The organism is Micromonospora sp. LZ34, assembly GCF_052981855.1.
This window is the reverse complement of sequence record NZ_JBRIQN010000022.1, coordinates 106361-121468: the sequence shown is the minus strand read 5'-3', so window position 1 is coordinate 121468 and position 15108 is coordinate 106361. Positions and strand designations below refer to the sequence as shown.

Sequence of the window (15108 nt, the reverse complement as noted above, 5' to 3'; positions counted from 1 at the left end):
GCCAGCGGCTACGCACCCGCACCGCGACCACCCGACGTCACCGCGGACACCTCAACCCCGCTTAACTTCGAAGAGCCGCAATCGGCAGCCAGAAGTACCTGACGTCTCCACTCCCCTCCGTTACCTCAATGACGACCATCGGGGACGCATCCGAGGGCCGGTGCCTCTGCTCTAGCCAGACCCGGATAGGGGCGGTTGCCTCCCGCGCCGTAACCGGAGCGGGCCGGGAGGCGTGCATCCCGTCCTCGCGGCACAGACGCCCCTTAACGCACCACCGAGGGCACTCGGGCGGAGGCGGCGGGTTCAACCAGCGCTCGTGATCCATCGGACTCATCAGACCTCCCTACGCAGGCACCCCGCCGGCTTACGCCTGACGGGGTGCGCTCCATTGTGGACACTCCCGCTAGGGAGTCTTGTCCAATTTGTCCGGATTGGCTAGGTCGCAAGCGGTCTGCCGGGGAGATACGGCGGCTAGCCATCTGAGCCCGCTCGACCTCTGCGCTGCGGCCGTACCGGCGGGGCATCTCCGGGGAGATCCACCCAAACAGCACCATCGCGTCGCTCTCGCTCCCGCCGGCTACCCGCCAGTTGTGGGCGGACGTGTGCCGGAGCTGGTGCGGGTGGATGTGGCCGATACCGGCCTGCCGGGCTCGACGCTCCAACATCTGGTAGAGCCCTGAGGCGGTGAGCGGCTTCCCTCGCGCTCCGAGCCACAGCGCCTCGCTACCACCCTTTGCTAGCGGGTGGTCCTTCCGCGCCCGGAGGTAGCGATAGAGGGCCTGCCCGGTCTTCGCGCCGTACGGGATGACCCGGATACGGGAGCCCTTCCCCGTCAGCTTTACGAGGTCGAGCACCTGGTCAATGTCCCCGACCTCCATTCCCGCTACCTCGCTAACCCGAGGCGAACCGGGCTCGCACCACAGGCGGATGATCGCGGTGTCTCGGCGGCTCTCGAAGTCTGTGCCGGAGCACTCGGCGAGGAGGCGACGGAGGAGGTCATCACCGACGACCGGGATGGGCTTCTCAACGACCTTGGGAGGGGTCATCTTCGCCATCGGGGAAGCCGGGATGAGTTCCTCTCGGACGGCCCAGTTGTAAAAGGCTCGGAGGGCTCGGTACCGGCCCGAGGCGGAAGCGGCCGAGCGGGTCTCCAGGACGTGGAGGACGTAGCCCTCTACGTCACCTCTCGACAGCTCCAGGAGGTCTGCCTCCCCGACGAACGCCGAGAGCTGGAGCAGCGTCTCCCGGTAGTTCTGGGCGGTGCGGGGCGACCGGTTACGGATCTTGAGGTCACGCTCGTAGGCGTTGATGTGGAGGAAGTTGATCTTGGTCATGCACGGAAAGTAAGGCTCTTTACACGCCTGCGCCTAGACAAGAAGAAGCCCCCTAGCGGCTGTTAGGCCTGCTAGGGGGCTGTCTGCGCGCCCGAAGGGACTCGAACCCCTAACCTTCTGATCCGTAGTCAGATGCTCTATCCGTTGAGCTACGGGCGCAGGTGCTCGGCCAGTCTACACACCCGGCTTTCGCGCGGAGACTCCGGGATTCGAACCCGGGAGGGGCTTTAAGACCCCAACCGCATTAGCAGTGCGGCGCCATAGACCAGACTAGGCGAAGTCTCCCTGGTGGCCCGCAGACCACCGCGGCCGAGGATACAGGGCCAGACCCATCGGGAGCAAAGCGACTACCGGACCGTCGCCGCCACTGCTGCTGGCCCCATACGGTCGTGCGCTGTGCGACGGCTCGATCGGGACTACGCTCCATCGATATGCAGGAGCAGCCGCCCAGCGAGCCGAACAGCCGAGAGCCTGCTGAGGGAGCGCGGCGACGCTCCCCGAAGGCCACCTTCACCCCGCCGCCACTGCCGGCGACGCCGGATCCGGCGGAGCGGGCGGAATCCGGGGAGGCGCCTCCCCGCCGCCGGGCGAAGGCGGCTCCGACGGTGCTGTTCCAGCCGCCCGAGCCGGACCGTCCGCTGCCCCGCCAGCCGAAGGCCACCCCCGGGCAGCCGCAGCAGCAGGCTGACCAGTCAGGCAGCGTCGGTGAGCCGGGCCACACCACCGGCACGGCGTCGGTGCCAGCTCGGCCCGACGCGGACAGCCCGGCCGCCGGGACGGAACCCAGTCCGGCGCCGGGGAACCAGCGCCCGCCGGCCGGCCCTGCAGAGCGCCCCCCGATGACGGGAAGCGCCGAACCGCCCAGCCGGGCCAATCCAGCGCAAACTCCGGTGGCCGCAGCTGCCCCGCCCGCGGCGTCGGCGGCTGCCACCTCGACGCCACCGAAGGCGGTCAGCCGCACAACCCAGGCTCGGCGGGCGGTGCCGGCCGCCGCGGTCCCGGCCGACCAGGCCGGGGCGAATCCGGCGACGGCTGCCGGGACCACGAAAGATCCCGCCAAGGGGGCACCTTCCAAGGCCGGCCCGGCGCGGAAGGCCACGCCCAGGAAGGCAACCGTCCAACCGAAGGCGGTCCCGGCCGAGGCTGCTGCGGGCGAGGAGGCTCCGGCCCCGACAGCTCGGGCCACCAAGGCCCCCGCGAGCAGGAAGAAGACGCCGGCCAAGAAGGCCGCACCGGCGAAGAAGGCCGCCGCGGTGACGGCGGCCGCCCCGACCGGGACGGCCACCCCGGCCGCCGAGCCGACCCGGACCGGCACGACCACCCCGGTCCGCGAGGCGACGCCGCCGGAGCAGGCCACCCCGGCGATGGAGGTCACCCCGCCGACGGAGGCCGTGGCGAAGAAGACGGCCGCCCCGGCCCTGCCGACCCAGGTCGGAACACCGGAACTGCGGGCGGCCCTCGCCCGGCTGGTCGAGCATCCGGGCTTCGCGCCGGAGTTGCTCGCGCTCGCCGCCGTGGAGGCGATCGGGCCGCGCGCCCGGGACTGGGCGGACCGGCTGCGGTCGGCGTACCCCGATGCCTCGCCGGACGGCCTGGCGCGGCTCGCCACCCGGCGGTTCGTGCGGCAGGCCGGGGCGGGCGGGGCGTCCGCCGCGCTGGCCGGCATCTTCGCGCCGCTGGCCGAGCTGGCGGCGGTGCTCTGGACCCAGGCGAACCTGGTGCTGCACCTGGCAGCGGCGTACGGCCGGGATCCGGCACACCCGGACCGGGCCGCGGAGCTGCTGGTGCTCACCCAGGTACACCCGGACGCGGAAGGCGCCCGGACGGCGCTGGCGGCGGCCCGGGCGGCGGACGGGCCGGGCGACGAGCCCTGGCCGCGGGTGGCGGAGGCGGCCTGGCGGCTGGCCGCGCCGCTCGCCGCGCAGGCCGGCGGCTGGCTGGTGTTGCGGTTGGCGTCCCGGGTGCTGCCGGGCGCGGCGGTGCTCGCGGCGGCGGCCGGCGACTCGGCGGGCGCCGCCCGGCTGGCCGCCCGGACCGTCACCAGCTACCGGCCGCCGCGAGCGTGGTAGGAGATCCACTCGGGGTGCGGCAGGTCGCGGTGTCCGCCCGCGGCGATGCCGCGGCCTGCGGCAACCGGAGTCGATCAAGCTTGCTCGCAGGACAGCCTCGATCACGCCCGCCGGCCGGGCCGGGGGAAACCGTCACAGCCAGGAGAACCAGTCCTTGGGCAGCAGGGCGTAGCCGACGAAGGCCACGATGTCGAGCAGGGCGTGCGCCACGACCAGCGGCATCACCCGGCGGGTGCGCAGGTAGAAGAGGCTGAACACGACGCCCATCACCGCGTTGCCGACGAACGCGCCGAAGCCCTGGTAGAGGTGGTAGGAGCCGCGCAGCAGCGCGCTCGTCGCGATGATCGCGCCGGTCCGCCAGGCCAGCTGGCGCAGCCGGGTGACCAGGTAGCCGACCACGATCACCTCCTCCAGCACGGCGTTCTGCACGGCGGCGAGGATCAGCACCGGCACCGCCCACCAGATCTCCGGCAGGGCGGCGGGCACCAGCGTGGCGTTCAGGCCGAGCTGCGCCGCGGCCCAGAACAGCGCCAGCCCGGGCAGGCCGATCAGCGCCGCCAGGCCGGCGCCGCGGGCCAGGTCCTGGCCTGGCTGCCGGCCGTCCAGGCCGAGCGTCCGTGCCGGGTCGCCGGGGTCCCGCGCCAGCAGGTGTACGGCGAGCAGCACCGGCAGCAGCGCGAAGAAGATCCCGAGCAGCTGACGCGTCAGGTCCAGCCACGGCAGGGCCGACTGGGAGGTGTTCAGCGCGGCGGTCTGCTTGGAGAGCGGGCCCTCGGCGGTCAACTTCGCGATGATCGACACCATCGCGTAGACGGCGGACCCGCCCAGCGAGAGGCCGAGCACCAGCAGCGTCTCCGTGCCCAGGGCGCGCTGGGACACCGGGCGGGTGAGCTCAACGGTCACCGCACCACTCTGCCCGACGGCGACGGCCGGCGGCACCGCCCGAGCAAGCCTCGTGAGCCGGTCGCACATTCTGTGCGACCGGCGGGCACGCTCCGTGGCCATGCTGTGCGTGCCCGATCCGCCGTCAGGAGAAGGAGTGCGCCCGTGGGCGACTTCGCACGGCTGCTGAAGGAGAGCTGGCCCCTGGTCGAGGAGCACCGGGAGCGGCTGAGCAGTCACTTCTACGCCCGCCTCTTCCTGCTCGACCCCGAGTTGCGGAACCTCTTCCCGGTGCAGATGACCGGGCAGGGCGATCGCATCCTGGAGGCGATCGTCACCGCGAGCCAGACGGTTGGCGACCCGGAGAGCTTCGACGAGTACCTGCGCTCGCTCGGCCGGGACCACCGGAAGTTCCACGTCGAGGCCGCGCACTACGCGACCATGGGCGTCGCGCTGCTGGACGCGCTGCGCAGCACCGCCGGCGACGGCTGGAACCTGGAGTACGACCAGGCGTGGCGCGACGCGTACGCGGCCATCTCGGAGAAGATGCTGGCCGGTGCGGCGGCGGACGAGAACCCGCCGTTCTGGCATGCCGAGGTGCTGACCCACGAGCGGTACGGCTCGGACACCGCCGTGCTGACCTGCCGGGCCCTGCAGCACCCGCTGTCCTGGAAGGCCGGCCAGTACGTCAGCGTCGAGGTGCCCCGCTACCACCCCCGGGTGTGGCGGACCTACTCCGTGGCGAACGTCCCGAACGACGACAACGTGCTGGAGTTCCACGTCCGTACGCCCGGCGCCGGCTGGGTCTCCGGCGCGCTGGTCCGCCGGGTCAAGCCGGGTGACCTGATCCGGGTGGCCGCACCGATGGGCTCGATGACGCTCGACCGCTCGTCGGACCGGGACATCCTCTGCGTCGGCGGCGGGGTCGGTCTCGCCCCGGTCAAGGCGCTGGTGGAGGAGTTGGCCAGCTACAACCGGACCCGCTGGGTGCAGGTCTTCTACGGCGCCCGCACGGAGGCGGACCTGTAGGGGCTGGCCGGGTTGCGGGAACTGGTCGCCCAGCACCCGTGGCTGTCGGTCACCCCGGCGTGCAGCGAGGACCCGGACTTCGACGGCGAGCAGGGCGACATCTCCGACGTGGTCGGCCGGTACGGCCCGTGGACCGCGCACGACTGCTACGTCTCGGGCTCGGCCCAGATGGTCCGGGCCACCCTCCGGGTGCTCGCCGCCGACGACGTCCCGCCGGAACACACCCGGTACGACACCTTCGGCAGTATCTAAGGCATTTCTCCCCCATGCCGGGGCGCGTGCCCCTGCCCCCTGGGGCACGCGCCCCGGCCCCCCATCGGGCGGACCGGCACCGCCCGCCCGACCACGTCCGCCCGGCCGTCCTTTCCCACCCGGGCGGACGTGGTCGGCGCGTCAGTAGCGCCAGGGATGCCCGGTCTCCCGGTACTCCTCGATCGGCACCAGCGGCACGCCGGGCGCCATCCGGTCGACGTAGAGCCGCCCCTCCAGGTGGTCGATCTCGTGGGCGACGAGCCGGGCCATGCCGAACTCGAACGAGGTGATGATCCGGCTGCCGTCGTACTGGGCGTGCTCCACGTCGATCCGGAGCGGCCGGGGCACCAGTCCCCGGTGGTCGAAGAAGGAGAGGCAGCCCTCGTACTGCTCGTCGGCGTCCGGGGCGGCGTCGACCACCCGCGGGTTGAGCAGCACGACGGGCTCGGCGGCCCGGTCGGGCGGGCGGACCACCGCGGCGGCCGCGCCGATGCCGAGCTGCGGCGCGGCGACGCCGACGCCCTTGTTGAACGGGTGCAGCTCGTCGAGGCGGGCCAGCACCGAGCAGAGCCGGTCGACGACGTTGCGGGCGAGCCGCTCCTCGCGCGGCAGGTCGAACTGGCGGGCCGGCTGGCGCAGCAGGTCGGCGCCGCGTTGCACGATGCCGATGCCGCGCATCCGGTCGCTGGGCCGGATCCGGGCGGCGTCCGGCTCGGGCTCCGGACGGCCACGGAACCGCCACTGCATCCGGTAGCGGGCGTTCAGCGGCGGGTCGTCGGTGGCCCAGTCGAACAGGGCCCGGTCGCCCGCGTCGCGCCGGCTCACCGGCGTGCGCAGCGGGCCCTCCTCCGCCGAGAGCGAGGTCTCCACGCCCCAGACCTGCGGGTCGAGGGCCGCCGGCAGGTCCAGGCGTACGGCCAGGTGCCGGGTGGGCAGCCGGACCGCCCGCTGGAACCAGGGACCCCACTTGTCCTGCCCGACGCAGTACGCGTACTCGATGGTGGCCCGGTCGCCGGGGTAGAGCGGGAATCGCCGCTCGCCGTTCTCGAAGAGCAGCCAGATCTCCTTGAAGGCGTCCCGGTCGTGCTTGGCCCGCCAGTGCATCGCCTCCCGCTCGCCGCTGTCCTCCCGGTACGCCCGCAGTTGCAGTTCGGCGAAGGTCAGCGGGTGTTCCCGGTGGTGCTTGTTGGATCGGCCGGGGTCGTTCGGGTAGCGGTCGACGGCCACCCGGACCAGGTACCGGGTGACCGGTTCGGTGCCGGCGTTGTAGAGCTCGCGACGGATGACGCAGCGGTAGCCGTCGTCGGTGTGGGTGAGGGTGGCCACCTCGCGCTCGACCACCAGGCCGGTGCCCGGCGGCAGCCACTGGCCGGGCAGCGGGGGATCCCGGTGGCCTTTTTCGGCCCGCGCGTGCCGGAGTTCGTCGTACTCCCGGAAGCGCTGCCAGATCGCGCCGCTGGCCTCCAGCACCGCCTCCGCGCGGCGCGCGAAGTCCTCGGTCGGCCGGTGCCGGCGCCCTTCGACATGGCTGACGTAGGACGGGTCGAACCCCATCAGGCTGGCGAGCTGTTTCTTGGACAGCCCCCGCCCGGTTCGCTGCCGCGCGAGTTCGGCGGCGAAGGAGTCGGCAGCCCGATCGAGCGGTGAGGTCGTCATCGGCTTCCTCGTGGCCGGGAGTATCAGTTTCACGTTCCGTGGCCGGGCGCGTACGGAACTGGCATCTTGCCGACACGAGGCTTGACTATTCAGCGACATCTGTCGATACTGCACTCCGCCGCCGAAGGTCATCGGCGTTTCCCGCCCCGGCCGCCGGGTAGTACGCCGACGCCGAGCCGGATCACCGGGCGAGTGACCGGGGCCTCTCCATCCCACCGAGGTGAGGGTTCCCTCAGCCCCCGAAGCGTGGTTAGGCTAGCCTTAGCTCAGCAGGGGCGCTTCGGACGGGGGGACGGGTCGGATGACAGCGGTGATGCCGGGGCGCCAGGTCGCCACCGCGCCGCTCGCGCCGGTCACCGCCGCCCTGCGGGCCATGTTCGGCACCGATGACGTGCCCGGCCTCACCCCCGGCCTGCTGGTCGCCGACGAGTTCGGCTGGAGCCCGGCGACCACCCTGGTCGACGGCAGCCGACTGCCCGATTTCCTGCACGCCGCCACGCTGCGCTGGGGCGGCACCCCGCACGCCTGCGCGGCGCTGGCCTGGAAGTCGTACAGCTACTGGGCGGCGCTGCCGGTGGTGCTCGGCTGGGCGTCCGCCCGGCGGGTGCCGCTGTTCGACCCGGCCGACGTGCTGATCCACTTCGAGGACCACCGTCCGCTGCTCACCCTGGGGCTGCGCCGCTCGACCCGGGTCGCGGTGCTGCCGGGCGACCCGCTGGCGGTAGCCGGCCTGCCCGAGGTGCGCGTTGTGGCCGGCGAGGCGGAACTGCTCGGGGCGCTGCGTGCCTCCCTGCTCGACGCCCACCTGGCCCCGATGATCGAGCGGATCCAGGCCGAGGTGCGGATCGGCACCCGGACCCTGCTCGGTTCGGTGGCCTCCGGCATCGCGCACGGCATTATCCGGGCCGCCGACGGGCTGCCCGGTTCCTCCGTCGAGACCATCGACACCCTGCTGACCGCGCTCGACCTGCGCGATCTCGTGGAGCTGGTGCCCGGCCCGGCCGGCGAACCCACCGTGCAGCGGCGCACCTGCTGCCTGGCCTTCACCCTGCCGAAGCCGAAGATCTGCCAGGGCTGCTGCGTCCGCCAGCCCTGACCCCGCCCGGAAGCGGGGCGCCGGTCGCTCAGTCGGTGAGCGGGCGGACATCCCAGAGCCAGACGCCCCCGGTGCGCTCCGGCCGGATCCCGGTCAGCTCGGTCATCCCCCGGCGCAACGCGTGGGACTGCGGATGCGGGCCGAGGATCACCACGCCCGCCCGCCAGTAGCGCAGGTCGTCGACCGCGTCCACCCGGTCCTGCGGGGTGATCGGCGGCACCGCGCCGGTGTGCCGGATGATGCCGAAGAAGTTGCTGGTCGGCCGGGGCGGCGCGGTGAACAGGGCGATTTGCCCCATGCCCGGTCGGGTGTCCGGCCCCAGGAAGTAGCCCCGCGCGATCGGCATGTCCAGCCGGGTCATCGCGGACCAGCGCAGCGGCTCGGCGTAGTTGGTGTCCGGCAGCGGCAGGGTCACCACGCTGCGCCCGCCGGCCACGTACGGCCGCCAGGCCCCTGACGTGACGAAGGCGGGCACGGCGTCGAGCCGTTCCGCCGGCAGCGGGGTGGGCAGGAGGGGCAGCAGGGCCATGGTCAGCACGGTGCCGGTGGCGAAGCGGATCTGCGGGCGGGCGGCGGGGAACCGGGCGGCGAGCGTCCGGGCCTGCTCGGCGCCGTACGCGAGCAGCAGCCCGATCACCGGGGTGATCGCCAGGGACCACCGGGTCGGCACCACCGAGTGCAGGATCGGCAGGTTCTCCAGCGCCGCCCACGGGGCCGGGATGCCGGTCTCCCGCCCGTTGAAGTGGATCTCCCTGCCCAGCGAGAGCAGGCCGAGGAGCAGCCCGAGCGCGGCCAGGCCGAGCACCACCACGTTGCGGCGCAGCCACCAGACCAGCGCGACCACCAGCACCATCAGCGGCCAGCCGAAGAAGGCGTTCTCCTCGGTCGGGTTCTTGGCCAACCCCGCCGCGCTGCGGTTGTCGCCGGCCAGCGACTCCCGGGAGAACGCGACGAACGACACCAGGTCGGTGGAGTAGCCGCGGATCAGCGGGGACAGCCCGTGGTAGGCGCCGGGACCGAAGAACTGCACGGAGAGCGGATAGGCCAGGAGCACCGCGCTGACCGCGGCGGCCACGCCCAGCCCGGCGAGGAGGGGACGGGCCCGCCGGCGCAGGGCGGGCCGGCCGAGGGCGAGCGCCACGACCACCACGCCCAGCCCGATCGCGGTCATCAGCAGGATCTCGAGGTTGAGGAAGGCCTGCCAGACGATCACCAGCGCGAGCAGCAGCCCGTTGCGCAGCCAGCGGCCGGGTTCGGCCAGTCGGAGGGTGCGCCAGACGATCAGCGGGACCACGAACTGGGACACGATGTTCGGGTGCGCGTTGGCGTGCGACACCATCGCCGGCGCGTACGCGCAGAAGGCGGCCCCGAGCCAGGCCGGCCCGCGAGTGCCGATGACCACCCGGGAGAGAACGAAATACCAGGCGGTGGCCGTGGCGATCATTCCCGCGGTGAGGAAGACCAGGAAAGCGGCGCGCGGGCCGAGGAGGAGCGTGATCGGCGTCATTGGCAATGAAACGGATAATACCGACGTATTTGCCATCAAATTGACGCCGTCCGGGACGTTCATCCGGTCGGAGAAGAACGGATAGGCGAAATCGGTCACGACCCGCGCGCCGTGCGCCATCATCCACTCGAACTGCGCCTGGTCCGTCGGGTTGTCCCGGACGCCCTGGCGCGGGTCCAACCAGAGCCGCAGGGTGATCAGGAAGCCGAGCACGACGAAGCTCAGCACCGCGGCGACATCGGTCCACCACCCCTTCGGGCGTACGCCCCGGTCGGGCCCGCTCTCCGGCGCCTCGGGCGAAGGCTCGCCAGCGGGGAGGTCCGATTCGGGAGTAGTCATGACAATTCGTAGGGTAGTCAGGGGTAGCCGCCACCGTGACATGTTTCGGGGTACTGCCGTACCATGTGCCGGGTTCGCCGCCAGCCGCTCACCCGCCCGACCCGATCACATTTCGGCCACCACGGTGCCCCGATTCTTCCGCCCGCGGCGCGGATGATTCACTCTGTCGGTTCAGGCGCGGGTCGAGTCATATCGTGAGGAATCGACGCATGGCAGAAATCACCGGGGATCAGCGCGTCCAGTCCGAGGTCCTGGAGGGCCTCGCGACCGCCGTCAACCACCGTCGCTGGTTCGTCGAGCTGGCCCTGCCGTACCTCGGTGACAACCCGATCGAGATCGGCAGCGGCCTGGGCGACTACGCGCTCGAGTGGGCCACCCAACTGCCCCGGTTCACCGCCACCGAGGCCGACCCGGACCGCCTGGTCTCGCTCAAGGAGCGCCTCGCCGAGCAGCCGACCATCGAGGTCCGGCAGATGCTGCTGCCGCACTCCGAGCGGGGCGACTACAGCGCGGCCGTGTCGTACAACGTGCTGGAGCACATCGAGGACCACGTCGGCGCGCTGAGCAGCATGCGCGACCTGGTCCGTCCGGGCGGCGCGGTGATCATCATCGTGCCGGCGTTCCAGTTCGCGATGAGCCCGGCGGACATCGCCACCGGCCACGTCCGGCGCTACACGAAGAAGACCCTGGCCGCCGCGATGACCGAGGCCGGCCTCGAGGTCGAGACGATCCACTACGCCAACGCGCTCGGCCTGATCGGCTACTTCATGGCCACCAAGGTCTTCCGGCTGATGCCGAAGGAGGGCCCGATGGTGAAGGTCTACGACACCCTCGTGCTGCCCGCCACCAAGGCCGCCGAGCAGGTCGTCCGCCCGCCGTTCGGCCAGTCCGTCTTCGCCGTCGCCCGCGTCCCCGCCTGACCCACCCCACCCGGCGGCCCGCCCGGCCCGGCCCGTTGATCATGAAGTTGTTGCCCGCCGTACGGCGTGTCATGGCAACAACTTCATGATCGACGGGGACCGGGGCCGGGGGTTACTCCTTGACCTGGTAGGTGGGGCGGATGACGGCTCGGGCGAGGGTGTGGAAGGCGAGGTTGAAGCCGACGTAGGCGGGGGTGGCGTCGGGGGTCAGGTCCAGGCGGTCGACGTCGAGCGCGTGCACCGCGAAGACGTAGCGGTGCGGCCGGTCGCCGGGCGGCGGGGCGGCTCCGCCGTAGCCCCGCTCGCCGTAGTCGTTGCGCACGGTGAACGCACCCCCGAGGTCCGCCTCGGCCACCCCGCGCGGCAGCGAGGTCACGTCGGCCGGCAGGTTGACCAGTACCCAGTGCCAGAACCCGCTGCCGGTCGGGGCGTCCGGGTCGAAGCAGGTCACCACGAAGCCCCGGGTCTCCGCCGGGAAGCCGGACCAGGCGAGCTGCGGCGAGAGGTTGTCGCCGCCGAGGCTGCTGTGCGCGAAGGTGGCCTCCATCGGCTCGCCGTTCTGCACGTCGTCACTGGTGAGGGTGAACGACGAGACGGTCGGCAGCAGCTCGTACGGGTCCGGGGCGATCGGTCGTTCCAGGGTCATCGAACGGGTCCTTCCGGTGAACGGTTTCCTGCCCCTTCTTACCGCGCCGGCACCCGGTAATCGACCGGAAGCTCGCGTTGTCCGGCCGATCCGACGGTCCGGCCCGGACCGTTGCCGGGCGACAATCGTTCTCGGGAGGAATACCCCGTGAGCTCCATCTGGCGCGACTTCTGCACCGCCCTCGTCGCCGCGGTCCGCCGCCCCGACGAGGCGGCGGTACGCGCCGAGCGCCGGCGGGCGATGCGGCGGCTCGCCGAGGAGAAGATCCGCGAGCAGGAACGGCTCACCGCGCCGGAGCGTGACGACCGGCCGGCGGAGGACTGACCGGCGCCGCGTCGAAAGAGGCGCCCGACCACGGGGGCGCCGACCCGACGGACGCAGGCGAGCAGGCGCCGGCGAGGGGATCGGCGGCGGAGGGTGTGGGATTCGAACCCACGAGGACGTTGCCGCCCTACCGGTTTTCAAGACCAGCGCCATCGGCCACTAGGCGAACCCTCCCGGGCCACGGACCCGACGGGTGCGCGGCCGTGCCTAGTCTGCCACGGCCGCCGTCCGGGCGAGCGGGCACGCCACCCGGGCTGGGATGATCGGCGCCGTGTGGGAGACCCCGGCCATCGTGCTGATCACCGGAATCATGGCCGCCGGCAAGTCCACTGTGGCCGAGGCGCTGGCCCGCCGGCTGCCCCGCGCGGTGCACCTGCGCGGCGACGTCTTCCGGCGGATGGTGGTCAGCGGCCGGGCCGAGATGACCGCCGAGCTGTCGGACGAGGCGTACCGGCAGCTGCGGCTGCGCTACGACCTCGCCGCCGCGGCGGCGGACCGCTACGCCACCGCCGGCTTCACCGTGGTGCTCCAGGACATCGTCATCGGCGCCGAGCTGCCGGCCATGGTCGACCGGATCCGGCACCGGCCGCTGGCGGTCGTGGTGCTCGCACCCCGGCCGGAGGTGGTCGCCGCCCGCGAGCGGGACCGCCCGAAGAAGGGGTACGGCGACTGGCCGGTCGCCGACTTCGACGCCGAGCTGCGCACCCGGACGCCCCGGATCGGGCTCTGGCTGGACACCTCCGCGCAGACCCCGGGGCAGACGGTGGACGAGATCCTGGCCCGGGCGTGGACCGACGGTCAGGTGGGGTAGACACGAGGCATGCGCGCGATCACTATTCCGGAACCCGGCGGACCCGAGGCACTGGTCTGGAGCGAGGTCCCCGATCCCGAGCCCGGACCGGGCGAGGTGGTGGTGGACGTCCGCGCCGGCGCGGTCAACCGGGCGGACCTGCTGCAACGGCAGGGGCACTACCCGCCGCCGCCGGGCGCGCCCGCGTACCCCGGCCTGGAGTGCGCCGGGGTGGTCAGCGCGATCGGCCCCGAGGTGACCGGGTGGCGGGTCGGCCAGGAGGTCTGCGCCCTGCTCTCCGGCGGCGGGTACGCCGAGCGGGTGGCGGTGCCGGCCGGCCAGCTGCTGCCGGTGCCGGCCGGGGTCGACCTGGTCGACGCCGCCGCGCTGCCCGAGGTGGCCTGCACGGTCTGGTCGAACGTGGTGCGGCTGGCCCGGCTCGCCGAGGGCGAGACGCTGCTGGTGCACGGTGGGGGCAGCGGAATCGGCACCTTCGCCATCCAGCTTGGGGTGGCGCTGGGCGCGACCGTGGTGGTGACCGCCCGGACGGCCAAGCACCAGCGGCTGCGCGAGCTGGGCGCCGCGCACGCCGTCGACTACCGGGAGCAGGACTTCGTCGAGGAGGTCCGGCGGGTCACCGACGGCCGGGGCGCGGACGTGATCCTCGACATCATGGGCGCCTCCTACCTGGCCCGGAACGTGGCCGCGCTGGCCACCGGCGGCCGGCTGGTGGTGATCGGCATGCAGGGCGGGCGCAAGGGCGAGTTGGACCTCGGCGCGCTGCTGGCCAAGCGGGGCACGGTCGCGGCGACCGCGCTGCGGTCCCGGCCGGTGGCGGAGAAGGCGGAGATCGTCCGGGGGGTGCGCGAGCATGTCTGGCCGCTGGTCGAGTCGGGGGCGATCCGCCCGATCGTGGACCGGCGGCTGCCGATGAGCCAGGCCGCCGAGGCGCACCGACTGGTCGAGACGAACGACCACGTGGGCAAGGTCCTGCTGACCACGGGGTGACCCGGCCTATTTGGCGAGGGCCTGGTCGTCGGCCGGGCGGGGCAGCATCAGGCGCGGGCCCGGGCCCTCGCCGGCCAGCGCGTCGCTCGGGTTGCTCAGCGTGCAGCGCTGCAACGACAGGCAGCCGCAGCCGATGCAGCTGTCCAGGTCGTCGCGGAGCTTGGTCATCAGCCGGATCTTCTCGTCCAGCCGGTCCCGCCAGACCCTGGAGAGCCGCGACCAGTCGTCCGCGGTGGGCGTACGTGAGGCGGGCAGCGACTCCAGCGCCGCCCGGATCTCGTCCAGCGAGATGCCGACCTGCTGCGAGATCCGAATGAACGCCACCCGGCGCAGCTCGCCGCGGGCGTAGCGGCGCTGGTTGCCGCCGGTGCGCTCGGCCCGGATCAGCCCGAGCCGCTCGTAGTAGCGCAGCGCGGAGGGCGCCACCCCGCTGCGGTCGGAGAGCTGGCCGATGGTCAGAGACTCGTGCATCACGTTCGCCTTGAGTTGAAGTCCACTTCAACTTGCAGGCTATCCGCATGACCATGATGACCGCCAGCACGGGCCGAACCGGCACCGCCCCGTCCCCGCCGCCGGGGCCGCGGCTCCCGGCGCCCGTCGCGCCGCTGCTCGACCGGATCCGGGCCGGCCGGGAGTTCGGCGCCAACGTCTACTCCACCGTCGACGTGCTCTGGGTGCTCTACGACCGGATCCTCCGGATCACCCCGGACACCGTCGACGACCCGGAACGGGACCGCTTCCTGCTCTCCAAGGGCCACGCCGTGGCCGGCTACTACGCGGTGCTCGCCGCCAAGGGCTTCGTCCCGGTCGACTGGCTCGACGACCAGGGCGGACCGGAGAGCCGGCTCGGCGACCACCCGGACCGGCTGCTGGTGCCCGGGGTGGAGATCGGCTCCGGTTCGCTCGGCCACGGCCTCGGGCTCGGCGTCGGCACTGCGCTCGGGCTGCGCGCCCAGGGCCTGCTCACCCCGCGGGTGTACGTCCTGCTCGGCGACGCGGAGCTGGACGAGGGCTCCAACCACGAGGCGATCGCGTACGCCGGGGCGACCGGGCTGGCCAACCTGACCGCCGTGGTGGTGGACAACTCCTCGGCCACGCACGGCTGGCCGGGCGGGGCGGCGGCCCGGTTCACCGTGAACGGGTGGTCCGCCGCCACCGTCGACGGGCGCGACCACGACGCCCTGCACACCGCCCTGACCGGGCAGGACAACCACCGGCCGCACGTCGTCGTCGCGGTCGTCGATTCGGGGGAGTGA

The 15108-nt window shown here is 72.7% G+C and carries 13 protein-coding genes, 3 tRNA genes and 1 pseudogene; 8 read left to right on the top strand and 9 right to left on the bottom strand.

Annotated features, from left to right (window positions below):
- Positions 1-263: 263 nt before the first annotated feature.
- From ACVCAH_RS22840 to ACVCAH_RS22830, 3 genes are all read right to left on the bottom strand, one after another.
- Positions 264-1334 (bottom strand): tyrosine-type recombinase/integrase, encoded by a 1071-nt coding sequence (locus ACVCAH_RS22840; RefSeq protein WP_447138218.1) that lies wholly within the window; start codon positions 1332-1334, stop codon positions 264-266.
- Positions 1335-1420: 86 nt separating this feature from the next.
- Positions 1421-1493: transfer RNA gene (locus tag ACVCAH_RS22835), tRNA-Arg, on the bottom strand.
- 35 nt (positions 1494-1528) lie between these two features.
- A tRNA-Ser gene (locus ACVCAH_RS22830) sits at positions 1529-1619 on the bottom strand.
- A 695-nt stretch (positions 1620-2314) separates the two neighbouring features.
- On the opposite strand from ACVCAH_RS22830, the gene ACVCAH_RS22825 reads away from it, so the two are divergent.
- Positions 2315-3403: a hypothetical protein gene (locus ACVCAH_RS22825; RefSeq protein WP_447138217.1), complete on the top strand. Its 1089-nt coding sequence runs from the start codon at positions 2315-2317 to the stop codon at positions 3401-3403.
- 132 nt (positions 3404-3535) lie between these two features.
- Here ACVCAH_RS22825 and ACVCAH_RS22820 read toward each other — a convergent pair whose 3' ends face one another.
- On the bottom strand, positions 3536-4306 hold the full coding sequence (locus tag ACVCAH_RS22820) for a CPBP family intramembrane glutamic endopeptidase (RefSeq protein ID WP_447138216.1): 771 nt from the start codon (positions 4304-4306) through the stop codon (positions 3536-3538).
- Positions 4307-4450: 144 nt separating this feature from the next.
- On the opposite strand from ACVCAH_RS22820, the pseudogene ACVCAH_RS22815 reads away from it, so the two are divergent.
- Positions 4451-5566 (top strand): annotated as a pseudogene (locus ACVCAH_RS22815) (globin domain-containing protein).
- A gap of 141 nt (positions 5567-5707) precedes the next feature.
- On the opposite strand, the gene ACVCAH_RS22810 reads toward ACVCAH_RS22815, so the two are convergent.
- Positions 5708-7222: a peptide deformylase gene (locus tag ACVCAH_RS22810; RefSeq protein ID WP_447138215.1), complete on the bottom strand. Its 1515-nt coding sequence runs from the start codon at positions 7220-7222 to the stop codon at positions 5708-5710.
- A 313-nt stretch (positions 7223-7535) separates the two neighbouring features.
- Here ACVCAH_RS22810 and ACVCAH_RS22805 point away from each other — a divergent pair, with 313 nt between their 5' ends.
- Complete coding sequence (locus ACVCAH_RS22805; protein ID WP_447138227.1) at positions 7536-8318, top strand: hypothetical protein; 783 nt, start codon at positions 7536-7538, stop codon at positions 8316-8318.
- Positions 8319-8346: 28 nt separating this feature from the next.
- Here ACVCAH_RS22805 and ACVCAH_RS22800 read toward each other — a convergent pair whose 3' ends face one another.
- Entirely contained in the window at positions 8347-10164 is a 1818-nt protein-coding gene (locus tag ACVCAH_RS22800; RefSeq protein WP_447138214.1) for a hypothetical protein, read from the bottom strand.
- A 209-nt stretch (positions 10165-10373) separates the two neighbouring features.
- Between ACVCAH_RS22800 and ACVCAH_RS22795 the strand changes: the two genes are divergently transcribed.
- Positions 10374-11084 (top strand): class I SAM-dependent methyltransferase, encoded by a 711-nt coding sequence (locus tag ACVCAH_RS22795; RefSeq protein ID WP_447138213.1) that lies wholly within the window; start codon positions 10374-10376, stop codon positions 11082-11084.
- Between the two features lie 112 nt (positions 11085-11196).
- On the opposite strand, the gene ACVCAH_RS22790 is transcribed toward ACVCAH_RS22795, so the two are convergent.
- Positions 11197-11730: a YbhB/YbcL family Raf kinase inhibitor-like protein gene (locus ACVCAH_RS22790; protein WP_447138212.1), complete on the bottom strand. Its 534-nt coding sequence runs from the start codon at positions 11728-11730 to the stop codon at positions 11197-11199.
- 147 nt (positions 11731-11877) lie between these two features.
- On the opposite strand from ACVCAH_RS22790, the gene ACVCAH_RS22785 reads away from it, so the two are divergent.
- Entirely contained in the window at positions 11878-12054 is a 177-nt protein-coding gene (locus ACVCAH_RS22785; RefSeq protein ID WP_447138211.1) for a hypothetical protein, read from the top strand.
- 87 nt (positions 12055-12141) lie between these two features.
- Here the strand turns inward: ACVCAH_RS22785 and ACVCAH_RS22780 are convergent.
- Positions 12142-12228: transfer RNA gene (locus ACVCAH_RS22780), tRNA-Ser, on the bottom strand.
- Positions 12229-12325: 97 nt separating this feature from the next.
- On the opposite strand from ACVCAH_RS22780, the gene ACVCAH_RS22775 reads away from it, so the two are divergent.
- Both ACVCAH_RS22775 and ACVCAH_RS22770 read left to right on the top strand, forming a co-directional pair.
- Entirely contained in the window at positions 12326-12865 is a 540-nt protein-coding gene (locus ACVCAH_RS22775) for an AAA family ATPase (RefSeq protein WP_447138210.1), read from the top strand.
- Between the two features lie 9 nt (positions 12866-12874).
- On the top strand, positions 12875-13852 hold the full coding sequence (locus ACVCAH_RS22770; RefSeq protein WP_447138209.1) for an NAD(P)H-quinone oxidoreductase: 978 nt from the start codon (positions 12875-12877) through the stop codon (positions 13850-13852).
- Between the two features lie 6 nt (positions 13853-13858).
- Here ACVCAH_RS22770 and soxR read toward each other — a convergent pair whose 3' ends face one another.
- Positions 13859-14323: a redox-sensitive transcriptional activator SoxR gene (gene soxR / locus ACVCAH_RS22765; protein ID WP_447138208.1), complete on the bottom strand. Its 465-nt coding sequence runs from the start codon at positions 14321-14323 to the stop codon at positions 13859-13861.
- A 47-nt stretch (positions 14324-14370) separates the two neighbouring features.
- On the opposite strand from soxR, the gene ACVCAH_RS22760 reads away from it, so the two are divergent.
- Positions 14371-15108 (top strand): transketolase, encoded by a 738-nt coding sequence (locus ACVCAH_RS22760; protein WP_447138207.1) that lies wholly within the window; start codon positions 14371-14373, stop codon positions 15106-15108.